A 19542-nucleotide genomic window follows, 5' to 3' on the forward strand; every position below is an offset into this window, starting at 1 on the left:
GTACAAATGGCATAATGGCATTTTTCAATTTTCATAAAAACACGTTTAAACATGGTATCCACCCTCCAGAAAGCAAGGGCGAAACCAATGGTATGTCTATAAAGCAATTTCCTTTTCCACCAGTAATTATATTACCAATGGCACAACACATAGGTGCTCCTTCACAAATAATTGTTCGCGAAGGGCAAGAAGTGCATCGGGGTCAATTATTGGCTAAGGCAGAGGGGTATGTTTCTGTGCCTTTACACGCTCCGGTTTCTGGTACGATTCGAAAAATTGCAAATGTTCCGACCATTTCAGGGAAAATGTCTCCGGGTATTTTTCTTGAAACATTCCCATTTTCAACTCAGGAAGTACTCGAAGGAAAACCGATCGATCTAGATACGGCTACGCCTGAAGACATTCTACAGGGCATTCAGGGTGCCGGAATTGTAGGTTTGGGAGGTGCTGCATTTCCAACGCATGTAAAGTTGAAAATTCCTGACGGAAAAAAATGTGAAACATTAATTATCAATGGTATTGAATGTGAACCCTATTTAACAACCGATCACCGTGTTATGTTAGAGCAAGAACATGATATTTTTACCGGAATTAAATATTTATTAAAAGCTACAGGAACACAAAAGGTCATTATCGGTATTGAAGCCAATAAGCAAGATGCAGCTAATCACTTGAAAAAGCATATTCCCAAAGGCATGCCTGTTTCCGTACAAGTACTTCCAGTAAAATATCCCCAAGGGGCGGAGAAAATGTTGGTCACATCCATTTTGGGTAAAGAAATACCTTCAGGCAAACTCCCCATTGAAGTTGGAGTGGTTGTGGTAAATGTTGCAACAACTGCAGAGATAGGCCGGTTACTGCCCCATGGTCAAGGTATACAGGAACGAGTAATTACCATTGCAGGTCCAGGGGTTAAAAAGAAAGGTAATTATACTATTCCAATAGGTACGCCTTTACGCTTTGTTCTTGAGCAGGTGGGGGTTGATGAAGAAATCAGTGAAGTTTATATGGGTGGTCCAATGATGGGAGTTGCAGTTTCAAACCTCAACATATCGATAGTTAAGGGCACTTCGGGAATTCTGGTCTTTACAAAAAAAGATGTAAACAGAATACCCAAAATATATCCCTGTATTAAATGTGGGGCCTGTCTCGATGCTTGTCCAATTTTATTGAATCCATCAAAACTGGGTATACTGGCAAAATTTGAAGCCTATAATGAAATGGCTTCAGATTTTAATCTGATGGATTGTTTTGAATGTGGCTCGTGCACCTATGTATGTCCATCCCATATTCCATTGGTACAATATTTTCGGCTGGCAAAGCGAATTATAAGAAAGCGCGAAGCTAATAAAAAAGAGGAAGTAGATGCTTAAAAAAACTTTAGATATTAGTTCGTCGCCGCATATAGTTAAGGGGCGAAGTACAGATGAAATTATGAAAAACGTGGTATGGGCGTTACTACCTGTTGTATTTTTCTCCATCTATTCTTTTGGATTAAATGCGTTACTAGTTATTCTCACGGCAACCTTTGCCAGTATAATTACTGAACATTTTTTGTGTAAAATTTCCAAAAAGGAAACTACTGTTAGAGATTATTCAGCGGTAATTACAGGATTACTATTAGGACTTTCTTTACCTCCAAGTTTTCCATTATGGATGACTTTTGTAGGTGGGGTTATCGGGATTGCTCTCGGTAAATATATTTTTGGAGGATTGGGTTACAATGTATTTAATCCAGCGCTGGTGGCCAGAGCCGTTTTACAGGCAGCCTTTCCGGTTGCAATTACCACATGGCATCCTGCTTTTATATCCAACCGATTCTCAACTGTTTCCGAGTCGGTATTTACTTGGCCTTTTATGGAGCCTCAGTATGATGCCGTTTCGGGAGCGACTCCGCTTTCAGCCTTTAAATTTGATGGAATAACCACATCCATCACAGAATTAGCCTTTGGTCAAATAAGTGGTTCTACTGGAGAAACTTGTGCCATAATCATCGCTTTAGGAGGTATTTATCTAATTGCACGAAATATGATGTCTTGGAGAATTCCAGTAGCGGTACTATTAAGTGCCTTTTTATTAAGTGGAGTGCTTTATTTACTCAATAGTGAGCTTTACCCATCACCAGTGTTTATGCTATTATCTGGAGGGTTGATGCTCGGTGCAGTATTTATGGCTACAGATATGGTCTCATCCCCAATTACACCACTAGGTTTGTGGATTTACGGGTGCATTATTGGCATTCTAACTATTGTAATCCGAATTTGGGGAGGTTTATCAGAAGGAGTTATGTATTCCATACTGTTGGCCAATGCTATTTCTCCCCATATAGATTCCTTAATTAAAAATCGGGTGTATGGGACAAAACGAAAAATAAAAGCCACATGAGTGAAGTTGCTAACATGGAAACACAAAACCTTGCCAGTAGTAAAAAAATGTTACTAGCTATGGTAGGTATTGGCATCATAAGCGCATTGCTTATAGTTACGACCTTTGAATTAACGCTGCCTCGTGTGCAACGATTAAAGGCTGAGGCTTTGGAAAAGGCCATTTTTGAAGTGCTACCAGGAACTGTTAACACCCAGGCTTTTGGGGTGAATGCCAATGGGGAATTATTCAAAATGAAAGAAGGAGATAAAACTGAAACAGCCATATATGCAGGATACGACAATAATGATAACATTGTAGGATATGCTATTGAAGCTTCAGGACAGGGTTATGCGGACATTATAAGAATATTATACGGGTACGAGCCAGATAAGGAAACACTAATTGGGTTTCAAGTTTTGGAAAGTAAAGAAACTCCAGGGCTTGGCGATAAAATTGAAAAGGAGGAACATTTTCTTAACAATTTTAAAGCACTTGATGTTAGTCTATCCAACAATAACAAACTACAAAACAAGGTAATTACCGTAAAACAAGGTGAGAAACAAAACCCTTGGGAAATTGATGGAATCACCGGAGCCACAATTTCTTCAAGAGCTATAGGAAATATTATTGGAACAAGTACATCAGAATTAGTTCCAATTTTATATAACCATTATAAGAAGAACCATCAAAAACCAAAGGAAAGTAATGAGCAATGATAATTCTTCATCTGAACAAAAAGTGACCACTACCGATGAATTTATTAAAGGACTGTGGCGTGAAAATCCCGTATTTGTACAAGTACTAGGAATGTGTCCGGTATTGGCTGTTTCCAATACGGCAGAAAATGCCTTAGCCATGGGATTAGCTACTGCTTTTGTCTTGTTAATGTCAAATGTTTTGGTCTCCTTACTACGAAATTTTGTTCCTAAACAAGTGCGTATTGCTTCGTATATTCTTATCATCGCCACTTTTGTTACGGTAACTGATTATGCCATTCAAGCCATCAGTGTTGAATTGCATAAAAGCTTAGGTGCCTTCATCTCTCTTATCGTGGTAAACTGTTTGATTTTGAGTAGGGCAGAAGCATTTGCATCGAAAAATACCGTCTGGAAATCCATTTTTGATGCTTTGGGAATGGGCTTAGGGTTTACGTTTGCGCTTTTTTGCTTAGGGTCTGTCAGGGAAATACTTGGCAATGGCTCACTATTCAATATAGCACTTTTCCCTGAGGGATTTCAAAGTTGGATTGTAATGATATTACCTGCTGGCGGATTTTTTACACTGGCAATCTGGTTACTTATAATTAATGGGATACAAACAAGAAAAACAAAATCATGAACACTGAATCTTTAGGTACTATTTTTCTAAATGCTTGCTTAGTTAACAACTTTGTTTTGGCTTATTTCTTAGGTATTTGCCCGTTTCTGGGTGTATCTGGGAAAATGGAAACAGCTACAAAAATGGGTGGAGCGGTAATGTTTGTGATGCTCATCAGTTCCATGTGTGCTTATGGAATACATGCTTTTTTGGTGAGCATTGGCGCACCCTTTCTACAACTGATTAGTTACATTGTTGTAATAGCTTCCACAGTCCAGTTAGTTGAAATGTTCATCAAAAAAATAAGCCCAGCATTATTTAGATCTCTTGGAATATTTCTCCCTCTAATTACAACTAATTGTGCCATTCTGGGAGTGGCATTATTCCAAACAAATAAAGAATATGGTTTTTTAGAAAGTATAGTATATGCCCTAGGTGCTGGTGCTGGATTTACACTAGCACTAGTTTTGATTGCCGGATTAAGGGAGCAGTTAGATTTTGCTGAAATCCCAAAAATTTCAAAAGGAACAGCATTAACACTGTTTATTGCAGGTATTTTATCACTTTGCTTTATGGGTTTTGCAGGTTTGGGTGCTTAAAAAGAATAACAAATGGTTAAATCACTTATCATAGGAGTTGGTTTCATAGTAACTATAGCAGTGGCTTGGGTACTTGTACAAACCTTATGGAAAAAGGTCTTTAGAGAGGAATACACAGAGGAGGATGTTTTGGCAGGTAGAAGAAACTGCTCCAATTGTGGTTGTACATCGGTTTGCAAGCGAAAGGAATAAGGAGAAATAAATCCTAAAACTTATTGAATAAAAAAACAACAATAAAATAAAAAATAAACATGGCACATTTATCAGATTTCGATACCGAAAAACGCTATAAGGCGGTCGTAAAAGATACTTCACGGTTAACTCCGCAAGACACCGAAGAAGTACGTGAAATTATACTAGAAGTGAAAGACTCAGAGTTTGAATGCGAAGTAGATCAAAGCTTTGGCGTATTGGTAAAAGCTACAGGCGATTTTGGAAACACTCATCATCATAGGCTCTATAGTGTAGCAGATTTACCAGCAAAAATTAATGGTAATCCAAAAATTACAATGTTAGTGAAGCGCTGCTCATATATTGATGATTTCAATGGTGAAGAATATAAAGGTGTTGCTTCAAATTATTTATGTAATCGGAAAAAAGGTGATGAAATCATAGTTACTGGCCCTTTTCAATTACCTTTTAGAGTTCCAGAAGATAAAACCGCTAATATGATACTCATTGGTATGGGTACAGGTATTGCGCCTTTCCGAGCTTTCATTAAACATATTTATAAAAATGTGAAGGATTGGGAGGGTAAAATCCGATTATTCTATGGTGCTCGAAGCGGTTTAGAACTACTGTATTTAAATGATAAAGATGGTGATCTCACCAATTATTATGACAAGGACACATTTGAAGCGTTTCATGCACTAAGTAAGAGACCACATTGGGCTGATTCCATTGAGTTAGAAAAAGTGCTTGAGGAACAAGCTACTGAATTGAAAGAACTACTTTCAAAGTCTAATACTTATGTTTATGTTGCAGGATATGCAAAAATCCTTAATAAACTCAACAACTCATTTTCTAAAATTCTGGGATCGGAAGAGAAATGGAAGCTTCGTAAAGCAGAACTTATAGCCGGTAGAAAATGGGCTGAAATTATTTTTTAAGGTGTATTGAGAAATAAAGGAGAATTGTGTTTCAATAAATTCATGATTAATATGTCTATCATTACTGCAATTGCCGCACTTGGGGGGTTAACCTTACTTCTAGCAATTATGCTTATTGTTGCAAACAAAAAGCTCTATGTCTATGAAGATCCTCGTATTGACAAAGTTGAAGACATGCTGCCCCACGCAAATTGCGGTGCATGCGGATATCCAGGTTGCCGACCGTTTGCTGAAGCATTGGTTTTTGAGAAATCTTTACCTGGTAAATGTACAGTCAGTACGGATGAAGGTAGGCAGTCCATAGCAGAATTTCTTGGTGTTGATTTAGGTGCTGAAGAAAAGCAAGTTGCACGTCTTGCCTGTGCTGGCGGAACGAACGTAGCTATTAATCGAGCCCAGTATGTTGGAATTCAAAGCTGTCAGGCGGCCACTCTGGTTTCGGGTGGAGGTAAAGGTTGTTTCTGGGGATGTTTGGGGCATGGTGATTGTGAAGTTGTGTGTGATTTTGATGCCATTATCATGAACGAACATGGTTTGCCAATAGTAGATACAGAGAAATGTACTGCCTGTGGTGATTGTGTGGAAGTTTGCCCTAAAGATTTATTTTCTCTTCAACCTATAAGCCACAAACTTTGGGTGGCTTGTAAAAACCTTGAACATGGCGAGGCTATACTTGAAGATTGCCAAGTGGGGTGTACATCTTGTGGTAAATGTGCTATGGATGCACCTGGTGAATTGATTACTATGAAAAATAATTTACCTGTGATAAATTATGCTGAAGGTCATAATACACAAGAGCCCATTCAACGATGTCCTACTGGAGCCATTGTATGGTTAGATGATAATGGAACGGTGGTTAAAGGGAAAGAAAGCAGAAAAATCATTCGTAAGGGAGCCAGATCACTGGGGAATTCGTAATTTACTTATATCGTCAAAAAATAGTCTGGTAATGAATAAATTAGAAGCTTTAAATAGTATTGTCTCATTAAATTACTAAAAGCTATGGATGCTACATTCCCATTAACAGCTGCTTTAATTACTTCAATATTACATGTAATTACTGGTCCCGACCATTTAGCTGCTGTTATTCCTTTTGCCATAGAATCGAAAAAGAAAGCATGGAAGATTGGTTTGTTTTGGGGCATTGGACATTTACTTGGAATGCTCTTAGTTGGTGTTTTATTTCTACTTTTTAAAGTATTGATTCCTGTTGAAAAGATTTCTAATTATAGTGAGCAATTAGTAGGTGTCGTTTTAATTTTTACTGGCATATGGGTGTTTTATAGACTATTTAAAGAGGATAAAAAGCATAGACACTTACATGTACACAGTGAAAATGAGCCTATAATCCATAAGCATGAACACGATCATTCGCATGACCATTTACATCATCACAAACATGATAAAAAACTTAAGCAAAGTAATCTAGCTTCATTGTCAATTGGCGTTTTACATGGTCTATCTGGTGTTTCCCATTTTTTATTGTTTACTCCGGTAGCAAGTTTTGGTAATCAATCAGAGTCTCTTTTATATATTATTGGGTTTAGTTTAGGAATCATAATAGCGATGACTACATTCGCATTTGTAATTGGTAAAATTGCATCATTTAGCAAGAATGAACATAATGATACATTATTTGTAGGGATTAGATTAGCTGGTGGACTTTTTGCGATAATTATTGGTGTTTATTGGTTGTTTAGCGTATAAAGCTAGACATTACAAGTATGAAAATAATTGAAAATTTAGGTAAAACTCTTTTTAGCTTCGTGAAGCTTTGTGAAATAATTATATCACAGAGATACACAAAGTATACACAGAGGAAGATACTATAATTAACGTGAGTTTAAAACAAGCATATTTTTAACGATAAATCCACTAATAACGTTATTTGTCGCTTTGAGTGCTTCGGCTTCGCTCAGCATAAACTAAAGTCGAAAGGTCATTAAAGCCTATAAGTTAAATAGGTTTCGACTGCGCTCAACCTGACACTCAGTCTTAAACATTTGATATTCAAAACAATAATGTTGTCATTACGTCGAACTTATGTTATAGTTACTGTTTTAATTAAAACGGTTCGATTAGCTTCTGGCTTCAGGTTCTTTCAACAAATCCTGGGTAACTGTTCTCCAATTAACGGACTCACAATACGTTTACCACCTAATTCATTATGCATAACAACCTTATTAGGATGCCCAGAGGTAATTTCCCCAATGCATACGGCATTTTTTCCTTTTTCATCTTTTTGCATCATTTCAACAACTGCATTAGCAATGTCAGCATCAACAATAGCAATAAAAACACCTTCATTTGCAACATATAAAGCATCCAACCCTAAAATTTCACAAGCGGCAGCTACTTGTTTTTCCAGTGGGATTTTAGTTTCATAAATGGTAACCCCCTTATTGGTGTCTTGTGATATTTCGGACAACACACTTGCTAATCCGCCTCTTGTTGGATCCCTTAACAAGTGAATTTTGTTCCCAAATTCATCAATAAGGTCATTCACTAAAAAATTCAAATTAGTGGTATCGCTTTCAATAGTAGATTCAAACTCTAAACCTTCACGTTGGGACATGATTGCCATGCCATGCTGTGCTACAAACCCATTTACAATTATTTTGTCGCCTACTTTAATATTATCAGTAGATATATTTGCTTTTGGATTGACTTCCCCAAAACCTGTTGTATTGATAAAAATTTTATCCCCTTTTCCACGTTCAACAACTTTAGTATCTCCTGTTATTATTTGAACGCCACTAATATCTGCCGCCAATTTTATAGCATTAACGATAGTAATAAATTCCTCGATTTTCAGCCCTTCTTCTACTATAAATGCTAATGATAAATACTTCGGAATAGCACCACACATAGCCACATCATTAACAGTTCCATGAACAGCTAACTCACCTATATTGCCTCCTTTGAAAAAAATAGGAGATACCACAAAACTATCGGTAGATATAGCTATTTTATTATTGAAATGAACAATAGAACCATCGTGTTTTTGATTGAGATAAGGATTACTAAATGTTTTAAAAATGATTTTGTCCAATAAATCTCTGGTCATTACACCACCGCTTCCATGTCCTAAATTAATAGTGTTAAAACCTAATGCTGTTGTATCCATTTATAGATATTTAAATAGTATTACTTGAAAAATGATAATAAGCGGCACATGCTCCTTCCGAAGACACCATGGGTGCCCCTAATGGATTAGATGGTGAACATGCTTTGCCAAACTGACTGCATTCGTGAGGTTTTTTAATACCTTTTAAGACCTCTCCAGCAATACAATTCGCACTTTCTGGAGCTTTAATATTACTGATTCCAAATTTTAATTCAGCATCAAAATCTTTAAAAGCTTTGGTTAGTATGTAGCCACTATTTGGTATGTCTCCAATGCCTCTCCACTCTCTGTTACCAATTTCAAAAACCTGATTTATTACGTTTATAGCTGAGGTGTTACCAGCTTTTTTTACGGCTCTTGAATATTGATTTTCTACCTTACAGATTCCTTCCTCCAATTGTTTTACTGCCATATAAATACCTTGCACCAAATCAAGAGGTTCAAAACCAGTAATAACAATAGGTGTTTTATACTTTTCAGATAAGGGAATATATTCTTTATACCCCATAATGGTACATACATGTCCAGCTCCTAAAAAGGCATTGATATTGCAAAACTTATCATCTAAAATAGCTTCCATAGCAGGAGGAACTAATACATGTGATACTAAAATGGAGTAATTTTTCAGTCCTTCTTTTTGAGCATGTAAAACAGACAAAGCATTTGCAGGCGCAGTGGTTTCAAATCCAACAGCAAAGAAAACCACTTCTTTGTCTGGATTGTTCCTGGCAATTTTCATAGCTTCAATGGGCGAATATAAGATTCGCAGATCACCCCCTTCTGCTTTAGCTTCCAACAAGCTTTTCTTGCTTCCCGGAACCCGAATCATATCGCCAAAAGAGCAAACTATAACACCGTTTTCTAATAATTCAATGGCTTTATCAATTAAATTTAAAGGCGTTACACAAACGGGGCATCCAGGCCCATGAATCATTTGAACCTTTTTTGGTAATAATTCTAATATCCCATTTTTAACCAATCCGTGAGTTTGTCCACCGCAAATTTCCATAATCTTCCATGTTTGCGTAACGGTATTTTCAATAAGCTTTAAATAACTTTTTGTAGCCTCTAAATTTCTATATTCAGTTAAATATTTCATCTGTTTATAGGTTAGCTATTCAAACAATGTAAATAATACATTATTTGTCCGAAAGAGATATTTTCGTCGTTAGGAGCTAAGTTACGGTTAAAATACAATTTGTACTTGTTCTCTCCTATTTCTTTAATCATATCTATTAACGTCGTGTTCTGGAAAACGCCTCCGCTACATGCTATTTTTTTTACTTTTTGATGGCTTGCCATTTGAAAAATTATAGAGGCTAACGTATATAAGAAATTAGTAATTATATATTGTTTTGAATGCCCTTCTTTTACATCTAAATGCAAGTTATAGAGCAGCTTTTCAGTAGGAATAAGATTTTTGTCTAAAATCGAACAATACAATTTGCAATCATCCAAATTGTAATCGGTTATATAATTCTCTAATAAAATAGCGGCCTCACCTTCGTAGGTATTGATATCGCAAATATTAAGTAAAGAAGCAACGGCATCAAATAACCTTCCTACGGAGGATGTTTTTAATTTGTTATTCTTTTTTAACGATTGATAAATGGTTAATTCTTCATCTGAAAACTTGTCCTTTAAAACAGACTGCATGTCGCTATTTGATAATGACAACAAAGATAATTTGGGAGCTTTAGACATCTTATCTCCAGCTAGCCAATTAAAATATTCAAAGTGTGAAACCCTTTCTATTTTATGGGGCTGGTATTTGAAAAACTCACCTCCCCAAATATGTCCGTCATCCCCATAACCAGTGCCATCCCAAATTACGCCTAAAACAGGTTCGTGGAAAGTAAACAAATTATGCTCTCCTAATACGGAAGCAAAATGCGCTTTATGATGCTGGATTTTAAACAACTCTGCATCATGTTGTTGTGCCAGCTCAATACCGTAAAGGGTACTATGATAAGTAGGATGTTTGTCAACCAAAACCACATTTGGTTTTTGTTCAAATAAATCAATAAAATGTAATGTTGTTTTTGTAAAACGCTCATAAACATCATAGTTATCGAGGTTTCCTAAATACTGACTTATGTATAAATAGTTATTTGGATAAAACGCAATACTACTTTTTAAATGAGCACCCAAAGCGATTATTTTTTTATCGGAATTTATGGAAGCATTAAAATAGTTTGGAGCATAGCCACGAGAACGACGGAACAATACTTTTTCTTTAAATTTATTACTTAACTTAACAACAGAGTCGTCTTGTGGATGTGTGACTTTTAAATTGTGCTGTAAAAAATAATCAGCTACTTCTTTTAACTTTTCGAATGCTTTGTCATTTTTACTAATTATGGGAGATCCATGAATATTACCGCTTGTAGCCACAATTGGGAAGCTCAATTCGTTTGCTAACAACTGTAAAATCCCGGAATATGGTAACATAACCCCTAACTGGCTCAATCCTGGAGCTACTTTATGAATGGCTATGTTTCCTTTATAATTATTGAATGGAATTATTGTTATAGGACGCTCAGTTGAAGTTAATGATTTCACATGAGGCTCATTAAGCTGCAACTCTTTTTTTAAAAAATCAAGCGAAGGGTATAAAACGGCAAATGGTTTATGGGGTCTGTTTTTTTTATCCCTTAATTCTTGAACAACGTGTTCATTTTCAGCATTACAGCATAATAAATAACCACTGGTATTTTTTATAGCAATTATGTTTCCATCTGATAAAATATTAGCAACTTTCTTAAATAATGTATGCTTTGATGCTTCTAATTTATAGCCTGAATTATCAACCAAAAACAACTTAATTCCGCAGGTTTGACATGTGTTTGTTTGTGAATGAAAGCGTCTGTCAATAGGTTTTGTATATTCTTCTACGCATGCTTCACACATAGGGAAATCATCAATACTTGTATGATTTCTTTCAAACGGAAACGTTTCTGTAATAGCCCAACGAGGTCCACAATTTACACAGGTTGTAAACGGATAGTCAAAACGTCTGTTCTTGGGATTATGCATATCGTTTTTACAATTGTCACAAATGGCAAAATCTGGTGTTAATGGTAAATTTAATCGACTGCTTTTTTTAGAGGGCATGATTTTAAACTCATCAAAAAAGCGATATTCAATTTGATTGATTCGGCTGTCATTAATTATAGAAACGGGAGGTGGAGATTGAATTAATTTATCATAAAAATTAAAGATGACTTTTTTTAAACCCGACACAAAAATAATAACCCCTTCTTCGTTATTAGAAACTGTTCCAGTTAATAAAAATTCTGTAGCTAAACTATAAACATATGGGCGAAACCCAACACCTTGTACTTGTCCGGAAATAGAAATTTTATAAGTTTTTTGTATCAAAATTTAAAGCTTAAAAGCACTATAAAGTTACATTTTTTAAGATGAATTTTTTCTGACAACTCTCATGTTTTATGTATTAGTTTTTCAATACATTTAATATTGTTATAATAGAATTATTTCCAAAGGTTTAAAAATTAACATAATGCATGAATTATCAATAGCTTTAGGGATTGTTAAAATTGCCGAAAATGAAACTGCAAAGGCTAAGGCAGGTAAAGTTGAACGCATTGAGCTAGAAATAGGTACTTTAGCAGGTGTAGAACTTGATTCATTGGAATTTGTTTGGTCTTCTGCAGTTGAAGGTACCGTTCTGGAGTATGCATCTAAAAAAATTCATGTTATAAAAGGAGAAGCAAAATGTAGCGATTGTGATACCATTTTTAATTTAGAAAATGTTTATGATACGTGCCCAAATTGCAACAGTTTTTCAAAAAGAATTCTTAAAGGTAAAGAATTGAAGGTAAAATCGTTAGAGATTTCTTGATGATTATGGAAAATATTAAAATATTAACATCTTTTTATTCAATAATTCAGCTTTAGATGACGAATATCATGTTTTAATTTTTGTTAGAATACTATATTAGTTGCATATCATAATTTCTTCATTATGAGCACAAAAGAAAACTCTTTCAAAAAATCCTCACTGATGAATATCTTGTGGGATATTCAAAAAAAAAGAAGGTGCATAAGTCGTGATGATATGACTAAAATTTCAAAAGCATTTAACATCTCAAGAATAGAATTAGAAGGTGTTATTTCCTTTTATCATTTTTATCATCTTAAACATGCCGGCAAGTATACCATTTATTTGAATAATTCAATTATTTCAAAATACAAAGATTTCTATCGGGTAAAAAAAGCATTTGAAAAGGAAATTGGCATAAAAACAGGACATGTTACAAAAGACGGTCTGTTTGGTTTATTTGAAACATCTTGTATCGGTTTGAGCGATCAAGAAACATCCGCATTAATAAATTTCAATGCATTTACAAATCTTACCCCAGAAAAAGTAAAAACCTTAATTTCTAAATTACGGCAAGGTGAATCGTTAGAATCGTTAAGCAATTTCCCCGAAAATAATATTCAGTATACGCCAGAAGAAAACAAAACGGTGTTCTTTAAACCATATCACCAAGGGAACGCATTAAAAAAAATAATAGGTATTGAACCAGATAGCGTGATTGATTTAATAAAAGCATCCAAGCTATCTGGTAGAGGAGGCGCTTTTTTTCCAACAGGTTTAAAATGGCAGTTTTGTAGAGATAATAAATCAGATCAAAAATATATTATCTGTAATGCAGATGAAGGCGAACCAGGTACTTTTAAAGACCGGGTTTTAATGAATGAACACCCAGGTTTGCTTATTGAAGGTATGACCATTGCTGGTTATGCTGTTGGAGCAACAGAAGGCACTATTTATTTAAGAGCCGAATATTTTTATTTAAAAAATAAGCTTGAAAAAACCATTAAGAAATTCCTTGAAAAAGGATTATTGGGAAAAAATATTCTCGGTATTGAAGGCTTCGATTTCAATTTAAATATTCACATGGGGGCCGGTGCTTATGTATGTGGTGAGGAAACCGCACTTATAGCATCTATGGAAGGCAAAAGGGGCGAACCTACTACAAAAGAATTTTTCCCCGTAGAAAAAGGGTATTTAGGAAAACCTACCGTTGTAAATAATGTAGAAACACTTTGTGCAGCAGCAAGAATTCTAGAAATGGGATTGGATAATTATTTGGCTATAGGTACTAAAGCAACTCCTGGTACAAAATTGATGAGTGTTTCTGGTGATTGTAACAAACCTGGTATTTATGAGATAGAATGGGGCATGAAGTTAAAATATTTTTTAGACTTAATAGAAGCTAAAGATCCACATTTCATTTTATTCAATGGTTTTTCAGGGGAATGTTTGTCTTCCCAAGATTTTGATAGGGAAATATCTGGTGAAAACTTATTGGCAGAACATATCCAATTTCAATTGAATGATCCTATTGAATATGCACGAAAAATGAGCGCTGTGGGATTAAGGAGTGGTGGGGCTTTTATGATTTTTGATAAAACTAGGGATCTCTTGCCAATTCTTAAAAACATTACCGACTTTTTTGTGGCAGAATCATGTGGCATATGTGTGCCATGTAGAACGGGCAATTTCTTATTAAACAAGAAACTCCATAAAATCAAACTCTGTCACGCCGATAAAAATGATTTAGAAGAAATAAAAGAATGGTGTAGCATTATTAAACAATCCAGTAGGTGCGGACTTGGGAAAACATCAACAAATTGTTTGTTGACTGCTATGCTGAAATTCCCTGAAGAATTTAATAAATGTTTGTTGGCAGAAAGTGATATTAACCAGGCTTTTAATTTGGAAAAAGCAGTTGATAATTATGACAAAATAATCAATGAAATAGAAACTACCTATGAATAATCTAGTCAACATTAAAATTGATGGCAACAAGTACCAAGTAGAAGCTGGTAAAAATTTGGTAGATGCTGCAAAAGAAAATGGAATCTACATACCAACATTGTGTCATTTTCACAATCAAGATCATGCTTTGGGAACATGTAGAATTTGTACAGTAATTGTAAATGGTAAAACCACAACAAGTTGTACCACAAAAGTCAACGAAGGGATTGAGGTAGAGATTAATACCCCAGAACTTATAGATACCAGAAAAGCTATTATAGAAATGTTGTTTGCCGAAGGAAATCATTTTTGCCCTTCTTGCGAAAAAAGTGGTAATTGCGATTTGCAAAACCTGGCCTATGATATGGGAATAACGGTTACCAGATTTCCACATGTTTACAGTAATAAGGTTGTAGATTTTAATTCAGATCGTATGATCATGGAATCTAACCGGTGTATTCTTTGTATGCGCTGTGTTGAAGAAGTTAAAACAGATGAAGGGAAAAATATTTTTTCATTTGTAAAAAGAGGCATTAATACACGTGTTCAGATTGACTATGAAGAAGAAAAAAAACTAACACAATCAGAAGCGATGCATGCCATGAATTTATGCCCTGTTGGAGCTATTTTAGTTAAAGGCATGGTTTATAAAGAACCGTTTGGAGATAGAAAGTATGATTTAGTTGGAAAAGAGAAGGAAGCTGCACGGAAAGAAAACTTTGTTAAAAAGGGAGCAAACAATAAATTTATTGTTGCTACTACGTCTTTAGCTGGTTGTTTTGGTTGTCACATGTCACTTTTAGATATTGATACAGATATTGTTGATGTATTAGAAATTGTGGAATTCAATAAATCACCTTTAACGGATATTAAAAAATTTAGTAAGCGTTGTGATGTTGGACTTATCGAAGGGGGCTGTGCAAATTCAGAAAACATTGAAGTGCTTAAGGAATTTAGAAAAAAATGCGATATCCTTATTGCTTTTGGGGAATGTGCCATTATGGGTGGTATTCCTGCGATGCGAAACTTTGTTCCTCTTAAGGAATGTTTAGAAGAAGCCTATATTAATGGGCTAACCAGCGAAATAGGTGCTAATATTATCCCCAATCACGAAGACATTCCTAAACTGTTAAACAATGTGTACCCCTGTAATGAAATAGTGAAAATTGACTATTACATTCCTGGTTGTCCTCCAGATGCCAATCATATATGGAAAGTTGTAAAAAATATTCTGTTAAATGAAGAATATTCCATTACTCACGAAGAATTTAAATACGATTAAAAATGAAAAAGTTAGTTATAGACCCAGTAACAAGAGTTGAAGGTCATGGCAAAGTTACCATTCATTTAGATGAAGACAATAAAGTAAAAGACTCCTTTTTTCATATTGTGGAATTTCGTGGTTTTGAAAGATTCATTCAAGGTCATCCGTATTGGGAAGCTCCCGTTTTGGTACAACGTTTATGCGGTATTTGTCCCGTAAGTCATCATTTGGCAGCAGCTAAAGCAATAGATCAAATTGTAGGGCTGGATCCAGGTGATTTATCATTGCCAGCCCAAAAAATCAGGAAACTATTACATTTTGGTCAAGTATTCCAATCACATGCCTTGCATTTTTTCTATTTGGCATCTCCGGATTTATTGTTTGGTGTAAATGCAGATCCATCTAAGCGTAATGTAGCCGAAGTGGCTATAAAACATCTCGATTTGGCTAAAAAAGGTATTTTAATGAGAAAGTTTGGTCAGGAAATCATTAAAGCCACAGCAGGAAAACGCATTCACGGAATCTCAGCAATTCCCGGTGGGGTTCATAAAAAAGTTACCTTAAAAGACAGGGATTACTTTTTAAATAGCAAAGAAATTCCATCCATTGATGCTATGATTCATTGGTCAAAAGAAATCATAGATTTTATTAAAAACTATCATGAGATAAACCATAAATGGTTAAATAGTTTTGCAGATTACCCTTCCGGACATTTAGGATTGGTTAATAAGGAAAATGGATTTTTAGAATTATATGATGGTAATTTAAGAGCTTTGGATGCCAACGGAAAAGTGACTTTAAATGATGTTCCAAACGATGATTATATTCAGTATTTTAATGAAGGCGTTGAAAAATGGTCGTATTTAAAATTCCCATATTTAAAGGAAATTGGAAAAGAAAATGGATGGAATAGAGTAGGGCCATTAGCAAGAATCAATATTTGTAATGGTATTGAAACCCCATTGGCTGAAGAAGAGCGAATCCTATTTAAATTAGAAACCAATGGTAAAATTAATAATAAAACCATGTACTCACATTGGGCGCGTTTAATTGAAATGCTGTATTGTGCTGAAATGATGAAAAGCTTATTAAATGATGTAGATATATTGAGTAATGATCTTTTAAGAAAAGGTACACGACGAAATGAAGGTATCGGAATTATTGAAGCACCACGTGGCACCTTGATTCATCATTATGAAGTTGATGACAAAGACCGCATTACCCGTTGCAATTTGATAGTTTCAACCACGCATAATAATGAAGCTATGAACCAGGCCGTAAAATGGGTAGCAAATAATGTTATTAGTGGCAAAACCAAAATTACTGAAGGGATGTTAAATCAAGTAGAAGTAGCCATTAGGGCTTACGATCCTTGTTTGAGTTGTGCAACGCATGCTCTGGGGCAAATGCCTTTAGAAGTTTCTCTTTATAATCATGCTGGAGAATTAATACATGAAAAAAGAAGGTAAATATAAAACAATAGTTTTTGGTATTGGCAATACCGGAAGACAAGATGATGGTTTAGGATGGCTGTTTTTAGATTTTCTTAAAACCCAAAATCCTCATATGGATTTGGAATACAGATATCAACTTCAAATTGAAGATGCCGAGTTGATTTTAAATTATGAAACGGTTATATTTATAGATGCCACAAAGGAAGATACAGGAGATGGGTTTTATTTTAAAACCTGTAAACCTTCAGAAGCATACAGTTTTAGTACGCATGCATTGAAGCCAGAGACTATTTTGCATTTAACTAATACACTGTATTATTATAATCCCAAAGCATTTATTTTAGGAATACAAGGCTATCAATGGGAATTAGAAATAGGAATAAGCAAAAAAGCCAAAATAAACATTAATAAAGCTAAAGACTATTTTAAGAAGAATGTAATAGTGGACTGTATTTTAACAAATTAAAAATTTGAATTATGTGTGGAACATGTGGTTGCGGAACTGGAGAGAATGGTGTTACCATTCAAAATCCGAAGGAAATAAAAAGACATCATCATCATCACGATGAAGCACATGGCCATGGTCATGAACATCCTCACCATCACCATGAGCATTCGCATAGTTTTGACCATCATCATAAAACAGTATTACATATAGAACAAGATATTTTGCATCACAATGATGTTATGGCTGCGAGAAATAAAGGCTACTTTGAGGCAAAAAATATTTTTGCTATAAATTTAGTGAGCTCTCCAGGATCAGGTAAAACATCAATTTTGGAACGCACTTTAAAAGATTTAAAAAAAGAGATACAATTTTATGTTATTGAAGGCGATCAAAAAAGTTTAAATGATGCTAACCGAATTGATGCTTTAGATATTCCAGTAATACAAATTAATACAGGAAAAGGGTGCCATTTAGAAAGTGATATGGTTTACAATGCAGTCAAGAAATTAAATATTGAGGACCATGCTATTTTAATGATTGAAAATGTTGGCAATTTAGTCTGTCCTTCCATGTTTAACTTAGGGGAATCAAAACGTGTTGTAATAATTAGTACTACGGAAGGAGAAGATAAACCCATAAAATATCCGGATATGTTTCACACTTCTGATATTTGCATTATTAATAAAATGGATTTGTTGCCATATGTTAATATTAATATTGATACATTAAAAGAATATGCTTTACAAGTGAATCCAAAATTACAATTTTTTGAACTTTCCGCTACTACTGGAGAAGGTATGCCGAAATGGTATGATTGGTTGAAAACTCAAAAAGCATAATTCAAAAATCATGAATCTTAAATCAAACTTCTAATGTGCCTTTCAATACCAGGAAAATTATTAGAAATAACATCTCAACTCGACGAAACATTTAGGACCGGTAGAGTATCTTTTGATGGTGTTATAAAAGAAGTCAGTCTTGCTTTAGTTCCCGAAGCCAAAGTAAATGATTATATATTGGTGCATGTAGGGGTGGCCATTAGCTTAATAAATGAAGATGAAGCTAAAAAAACGTTTGATATCCTAAAGCAATTAAACGAATTAAAGGATTTAGGGCCATCTGAAATTAATTGAGTTGCTGTTTCCTGGGACATTTTAAAACAATCAACTTCATGCAATGTCATGTTTTGAATATAAGATGGTTATAATTAATTACTATGTGCATACAAATGCTTAATAGAATAGTGCTGTGGGTAACCTCATTCTTATTAAATAATCGAATCAAATTTCTCCAATTCCAAAATTATTTGGTTCGACATTTTTTCTATATGGTCTACTAGTAAAATCAAAGCTTTCGAGAAATTGAGAGCTTTTTTTTATTTTACTATTTTACTTATATTGTTTCAATCATATTGAGTTAAATACAATTACATTTATTAAATTGATTTATATTAGCACAATATTGGTTACTCACAATACTCTCAATTCAAATCATATAGATGGGATCTAAAGACTTAAAAATCCTTGAAAACCTTAAAAATGGTGATGCTTCAGCCTATAAGGAATTATTTGATGAATATTATATGCCATTGAGTATCTATGCATTAAAGTATTGTGATTCATTTCAATTGGCAGAAGACATCGTACAAGATTTGTTTGTTAAATTTTGGGATGAGAAGCTATACATGAAATTAGAAGGCGTTATAAGTCCTTATTTATTTCGATCTGTGAAAAATAATACATTACAGATTGTGAGGAAACAAACCAAATATCGTTTTGAAGAAATAGAAGATCAAGTCAATAAACTAATTGCGGATGAAAAATTAGATATGACTGCTATTGAAGATAGGAAAAAGAAATTGCTAAAAGAAGTTGAGTTATTACCAGAAAAAAGTAAGGAAGTATTCAAAGCCATTGTTTTAGAAAACATGAAATATAAGGAAGTAGCGGAACAATTCAGTATTTCTGTAAATACAGTAAAAACACATTACTCAAGAGCTTTAAAACAACTTCGTAATTCGTTAGACGTTATTATAATGTTACTTTTAGTTTAAAAAAAGTAAATTT

At 34.5% G+C, this 19542-nt stretch carries 20 protein-coding genes; 17 read left to right on the forward strand and 3 right to left on the reverse strand.

The window, feature by feature from the left end; genetic code table 11:
- Window positions 1–14 precede the first annotated feature (14 nt).
- The 9 genes from rsxC (at window position 15) to EM932_RS12335 (ending at window position 7099) form a co-directional block, all read left to right on the forward strand.
- Window positions 15–1373, forward strand: a complete 1359-nt coding sequence (rsxC, locus tag EM932_RS12295; protein ID WP_135877492.1) for an electron transport complex subunit RsxC — start codon at window positions 15–17, stop codon at window positions 1371–1373.
- The gene (locus EM932_RS12300; protein ID WP_135877493.1) at window positions 1366–2385 is read left to right on the forward strand and encodes an RnfABCDGE type electron transport complex subunit D; all 1020 of its coding nucleotides are present in this window, start codon (window positions 1366–1368) and stop codon (window positions 2383–2385) included. The genes rsxC and EM932_RS12300 overlap by 8 nt, the downstream gene beginning before the upstream one ends.
- A complete protein-coding gene (locus EM932_RS12305) occupies window positions 2382–3083 on the forward strand; it encodes an RnfABCDGE type electron transport complex subunit G (protein WP_135877494.1) in 702 nt (233 codons plus the stop codon). The genes EM932_RS12300 and EM932_RS12305 overlap by 4 nt, the downstream gene beginning before the upstream one ends.
- Window positions 3073–3705 carry an electron transport complex subunit RsxE gene (rsxE, locus tag EM932_RS12310; RefSeq protein ID WP_135877495.1) on the forward strand — a complete coding sequence of 211 codons (633 nt, stop codon included), beginning with the start codon at window positions 3073–3075 and terminating at the stop codon, window positions 3703–3705. Before EM932_RS12305 ends, rsxE begins: the two co-directional genes overlap by 11 nt.
- Window positions 3702–4283: an electron transport complex protein RnfA gene (locus EM932_RS12315; protein WP_135877496.1), complete on the forward strand. Its 582-nt coding sequence runs from the start codon at window positions 3702–3704 to the stop codon at window positions 4281–4283. Before rsxE ends, EM932_RS12315 begins: the two co-directional genes overlap by 4 nt.
- Window positions 4284–4295: 12 nt before the next feature.
- Entirely contained in the window at window positions 4296–4475 is a 180-nt protein-coding gene (locus EM932_RS12320; RefSeq protein WP_135877497.1) for a hypothetical protein, read from the forward strand.
- Window positions 4476–4534: 59 nt separating this feature from the next.
- Window positions 4535–5392, forward strand: coding sequence for a ferredoxin reductase domain-containing protein (locus tag EM932_RS12325; protein WP_135877498.1), 858 nt, complete (start codon window positions 4535–4537; stop codon window positions 5390–5392).
- A 51-nt stretch (window positions 5393–5443) separates the two neighbouring features.
- Window positions 5444–6310 (forward strand): RnfABCDGE type electron transport complex subunit B, encoded by an 867-nt coding sequence (locus EM932_RS12330; protein WP_135877499.1) that lies wholly within the window; start codon window positions 5444–5446, stop codon window positions 6308–6310.
- 84 nt (window positions 6311–6394) lie between these two features.
- The gene (locus EM932_RS12335; protein WP_135877500.1) at window positions 6395–7099 is read left to right on the forward strand and encodes an urease accessory protein UreH domain-containing protein; all 705 of its coding nucleotides are present in this window, start codon (window positions 6395–6397) and stop codon (window positions 7097–7099) included.
- Between the two features lie 394 nt (window positions 7100–7493).
- On the opposite strand, the gene hypE is transcribed toward EM932_RS12335, so the two are convergent.
- The 3 genes from hypE to hypF are packed head-to-tail and all read right to left on the reverse strand — an operon-like array spanning window position 7494 to window position 11900.
- Complete coding sequence (hypE, locus tag EM932_RS12340; RefSeq protein WP_135877501.1) at window positions 7494–8519, reverse strand: hydrogenase expression/formation protein HypE; 1026 nt, start codon at window positions 8517–8519, stop codon at window positions 7494–7496.
- Window positions 8520–8529: 10 nt separating this feature from the next.
- On the reverse strand, window positions 8530–9618 hold the full coding sequence (gene hypD / locus EM932_RS12345; RefSeq protein ID WP_135877502.1) for a hydrogenase formation protein HypD: 1089 nt from the start codon (window positions 9616–9618) through the stop codon (window positions 8530–8532).
- Window positions 9619–9629: 11 nt separating this feature from the next.
- On the reverse strand, window positions 9630–11900 hold the full coding sequence (hypF, locus tag EM932_RS12350; RefSeq protein ID WP_170179795.1) for a carbamoyltransferase HypF: 2271 nt from the start codon (window positions 11898–11900) through the stop codon (window positions 9630–9632).
- A gap of 142 nt (window positions 11901–12042) precedes the next feature.
- Between hypF and hypA the strand changes: the two genes are divergently transcribed.
- The 8 genes from hypA (at window position 12043) to EM932_RS12390 (ending at window position 19529) form a co-directional block, all read left to right on the forward strand.
- Window positions 12043–12384 carry a hydrogenase maturation nickel metallochaperone HypA gene (gene hypA, locus EM932_RS12355; protein WP_135877504.1) on the forward strand — a complete coding sequence of 114 codons (342 nt, stop codon included), beginning with the start codon at window positions 12043–12045 and terminating at the stop codon, window positions 12382–12384.
- Window positions 12385–12507: 123 nt separating this feature from the next.
- Complete coding sequence (locus tag EM932_RS12360) at window positions 12508–14331, forward strand: NAD(P)H-dependent oxidoreductase subunit E (RefSeq protein ID WP_135877505.1); 1824 nt, start codon at window positions 12508–12510, stop codon at window positions 14329–14331.
- Window positions 14324–15592, forward strand: a complete 1269-nt coding sequence (locus EM932_RS12365) for an NADH-quinone oxidoreductase subunit B family protein (protein ID WP_135877506.1) — start codon at window positions 14324–14326, stop codon at window positions 15590–15592. Before EM932_RS12360 ends, EM932_RS12365 begins: the two co-directional genes overlap by 8 nt.
- Window positions 15593–15594: 2 nt before the next feature.
- Window positions 15595–17043 (forward strand): Ni/Fe hydrogenase subunit alpha, encoded by a 1449-nt coding sequence (locus EM932_RS12370; RefSeq protein ID WP_135877507.1) that lies wholly within the window; start codon window positions 15595–15597, stop codon window positions 17041–17043.
- Window positions 17027–17494, forward strand: a complete 468-nt coding sequence (locus tag EM932_RS12375) for a hydrogenase maturation protease (RefSeq protein ID WP_135877508.1) — start codon at window positions 17027–17029, stop codon at window positions 17492–17494. Before EM932_RS12370 ends, EM932_RS12375 begins: the two co-directional genes overlap by 17 nt.
- Window positions 17495–17505: 11 nt before the next feature.
- Complete coding sequence (gene hypB / locus EM932_RS12380; protein ID WP_135877509.1) at window positions 17506–18315, forward strand: hydrogenase nickel incorporation protein HypB; 810 nt, start codon at window positions 17506–17508, stop codon at window positions 18313–18315.
- Between the two features lie 33 nt (window positions 18316–18348).
- A complete protein-coding gene (locus EM932_RS12385; protein WP_135877510.1) occupies window positions 18349–18609 on the forward strand; it encodes a HypC/HybG/HupF family hydrogenase formation chaperone in 261 nt (86 codons plus the stop codon).
- A gap of 365 nt (window positions 18610–18974) precedes the next feature.
- Entirely contained in the window at window positions 18975–19529 is a 555-nt protein-coding gene (locus tag EM932_RS12390; protein ID WP_135877511.1) for an RNA polymerase sigma factor, read from the forward strand.
- Window positions 19530–19542 lie beyond the last annotated feature (13 nt).

Origin of the sequence: Flavivirga rizhaonensis (assembly GCF_004791695.1) — a bacterium.
Taxonomy (GTDB): Bacteria; Bacteroidota; Bacteroidia; order Flavobacteriales; family Flavobacteriaceae; genus Flavivirga; species Flavivirga rizhaonensis.

Bases quoted from the DNA above. Each gene is read 5' to 3' on its own strand.
- rsxC (WP_135877492.1), top strand. From the start codon at position 15: ATGGCATTTTTCAATTTTCATAAAAACACGTTTAAACATGGTATCCAC.
- EM932_RS12300 (WP_135877493.1), top strand. From the start codon at position 1,366: ATGCTTAAAAAAACTTTAGATATTAGTTCGTCGCCGCATATAGTTAAG.
- EM932_RS12305 (WP_135877494.1), top strand. From the start codon at position 2,382: ATGAGTGAAGTTGCTAACATGGAAACACAAAACCTTGCCAGTAGTAAA.
- rsxE (WP_135877495.1), top strand. From the start codon at position 3,073: ATGAGCAATGATAATTCTTCATCTGAACAAAAAGTGACCACTACCGAT.
- EM932_RS12315 (WP_135877496.1), top strand. From the start codon at position 3,702: ATGAACACTGAATCTTTAGGTACTATTTTTCTAAATGCTTGCTTAGTT.
- EM932_RS12320 (WP_135877497.1), top strand. From the start codon at position 4,296: ATGGTTAAATCACTTATCATAGGAGTTGGTTTCATAGTAACTATAGCA.
- EM932_RS12325 (WP_135877498.1), top strand. From the start codon at position 4,535: ATGGCACATTTATCAGATTTCGATACCGAAAAACGCTATAAGGCGGTC.
- EM932_RS12330 (WP_135877499.1), top strand. From the start codon at position 5,444: ATGTCTATCATTACTGCAATTGCCGCACTTGGGGGGTTAACCTTACTT.
- EM932_RS12335 (WP_135877500.1), top strand. From the start codon at position 6,395: ATGGATGCTACATTCCCATTAACAGCTGCTTTAATTACTTCAATATTA.
- hypE (WP_135877501.1), bottom strand. From the start codon at position 8,519: ATGGATACAACAGCATTAGGTTTTAACACTATTAATTTAGGACATGGA.
- hypD (WP_135877502.1), bottom strand. From the start codon at position 9,618: ATGAAATATTTAACTGAATATAGAAATTTAGAGGCTACAAAAAGTTAT.
- hypA (WP_135877504.1), top strand. From the start codon at position 12,043: ATGCATGAATTATCAATAGCTTTAGGGATTGTTAAAATTGCCGAAAAT.
- EM932_RS12360 (WP_135877505.1), top strand. From the start codon at position 12,508: ATGAGCACAAAAGAAAACTCTTTCAAAAAATCCTCACTGATGAATATC.
- EM932_RS12365 (WP_135877506.1), top strand. From the start codon at position 14,324: ATGAATAATCTAGTCAACATTAAAATTGATGGCAACAAGTACCAAGTA.
- EM932_RS12370 (WP_135877507.1), top strand. From the start codon at position 15,595: ATGAAAAAGTTAGTTATAGACCCAGTAACAAGAGTTGAAGGTCATGGC.
- EM932_RS12375 (WP_135877508.1), top strand. From the start codon at position 17,027: ATGAAAAAAGAAGGTAAATATAAAACAATAGTTTTTGGTATTGGCAAT.
- hypB (WP_135877509.1), top strand. From the start codon at position 17,506: ATGTGTGGAACATGTGGTTGCGGAACTGGAGAGAATGGTGTTACCATT.
- EM932_RS12385 (WP_135877510.1), top strand. From the start codon at position 18,349: ATGTGCCTTTCAATACCAGGAAAATTATTAGAAATAACATCTCAACTC.
- EM932_RS12390 (WP_135877511.1), top strand. From the start codon at position 18,975: ATGGGATCTAAAGACTTAAAAATCCTTGAAAACCTTAAAAATGGTGAT.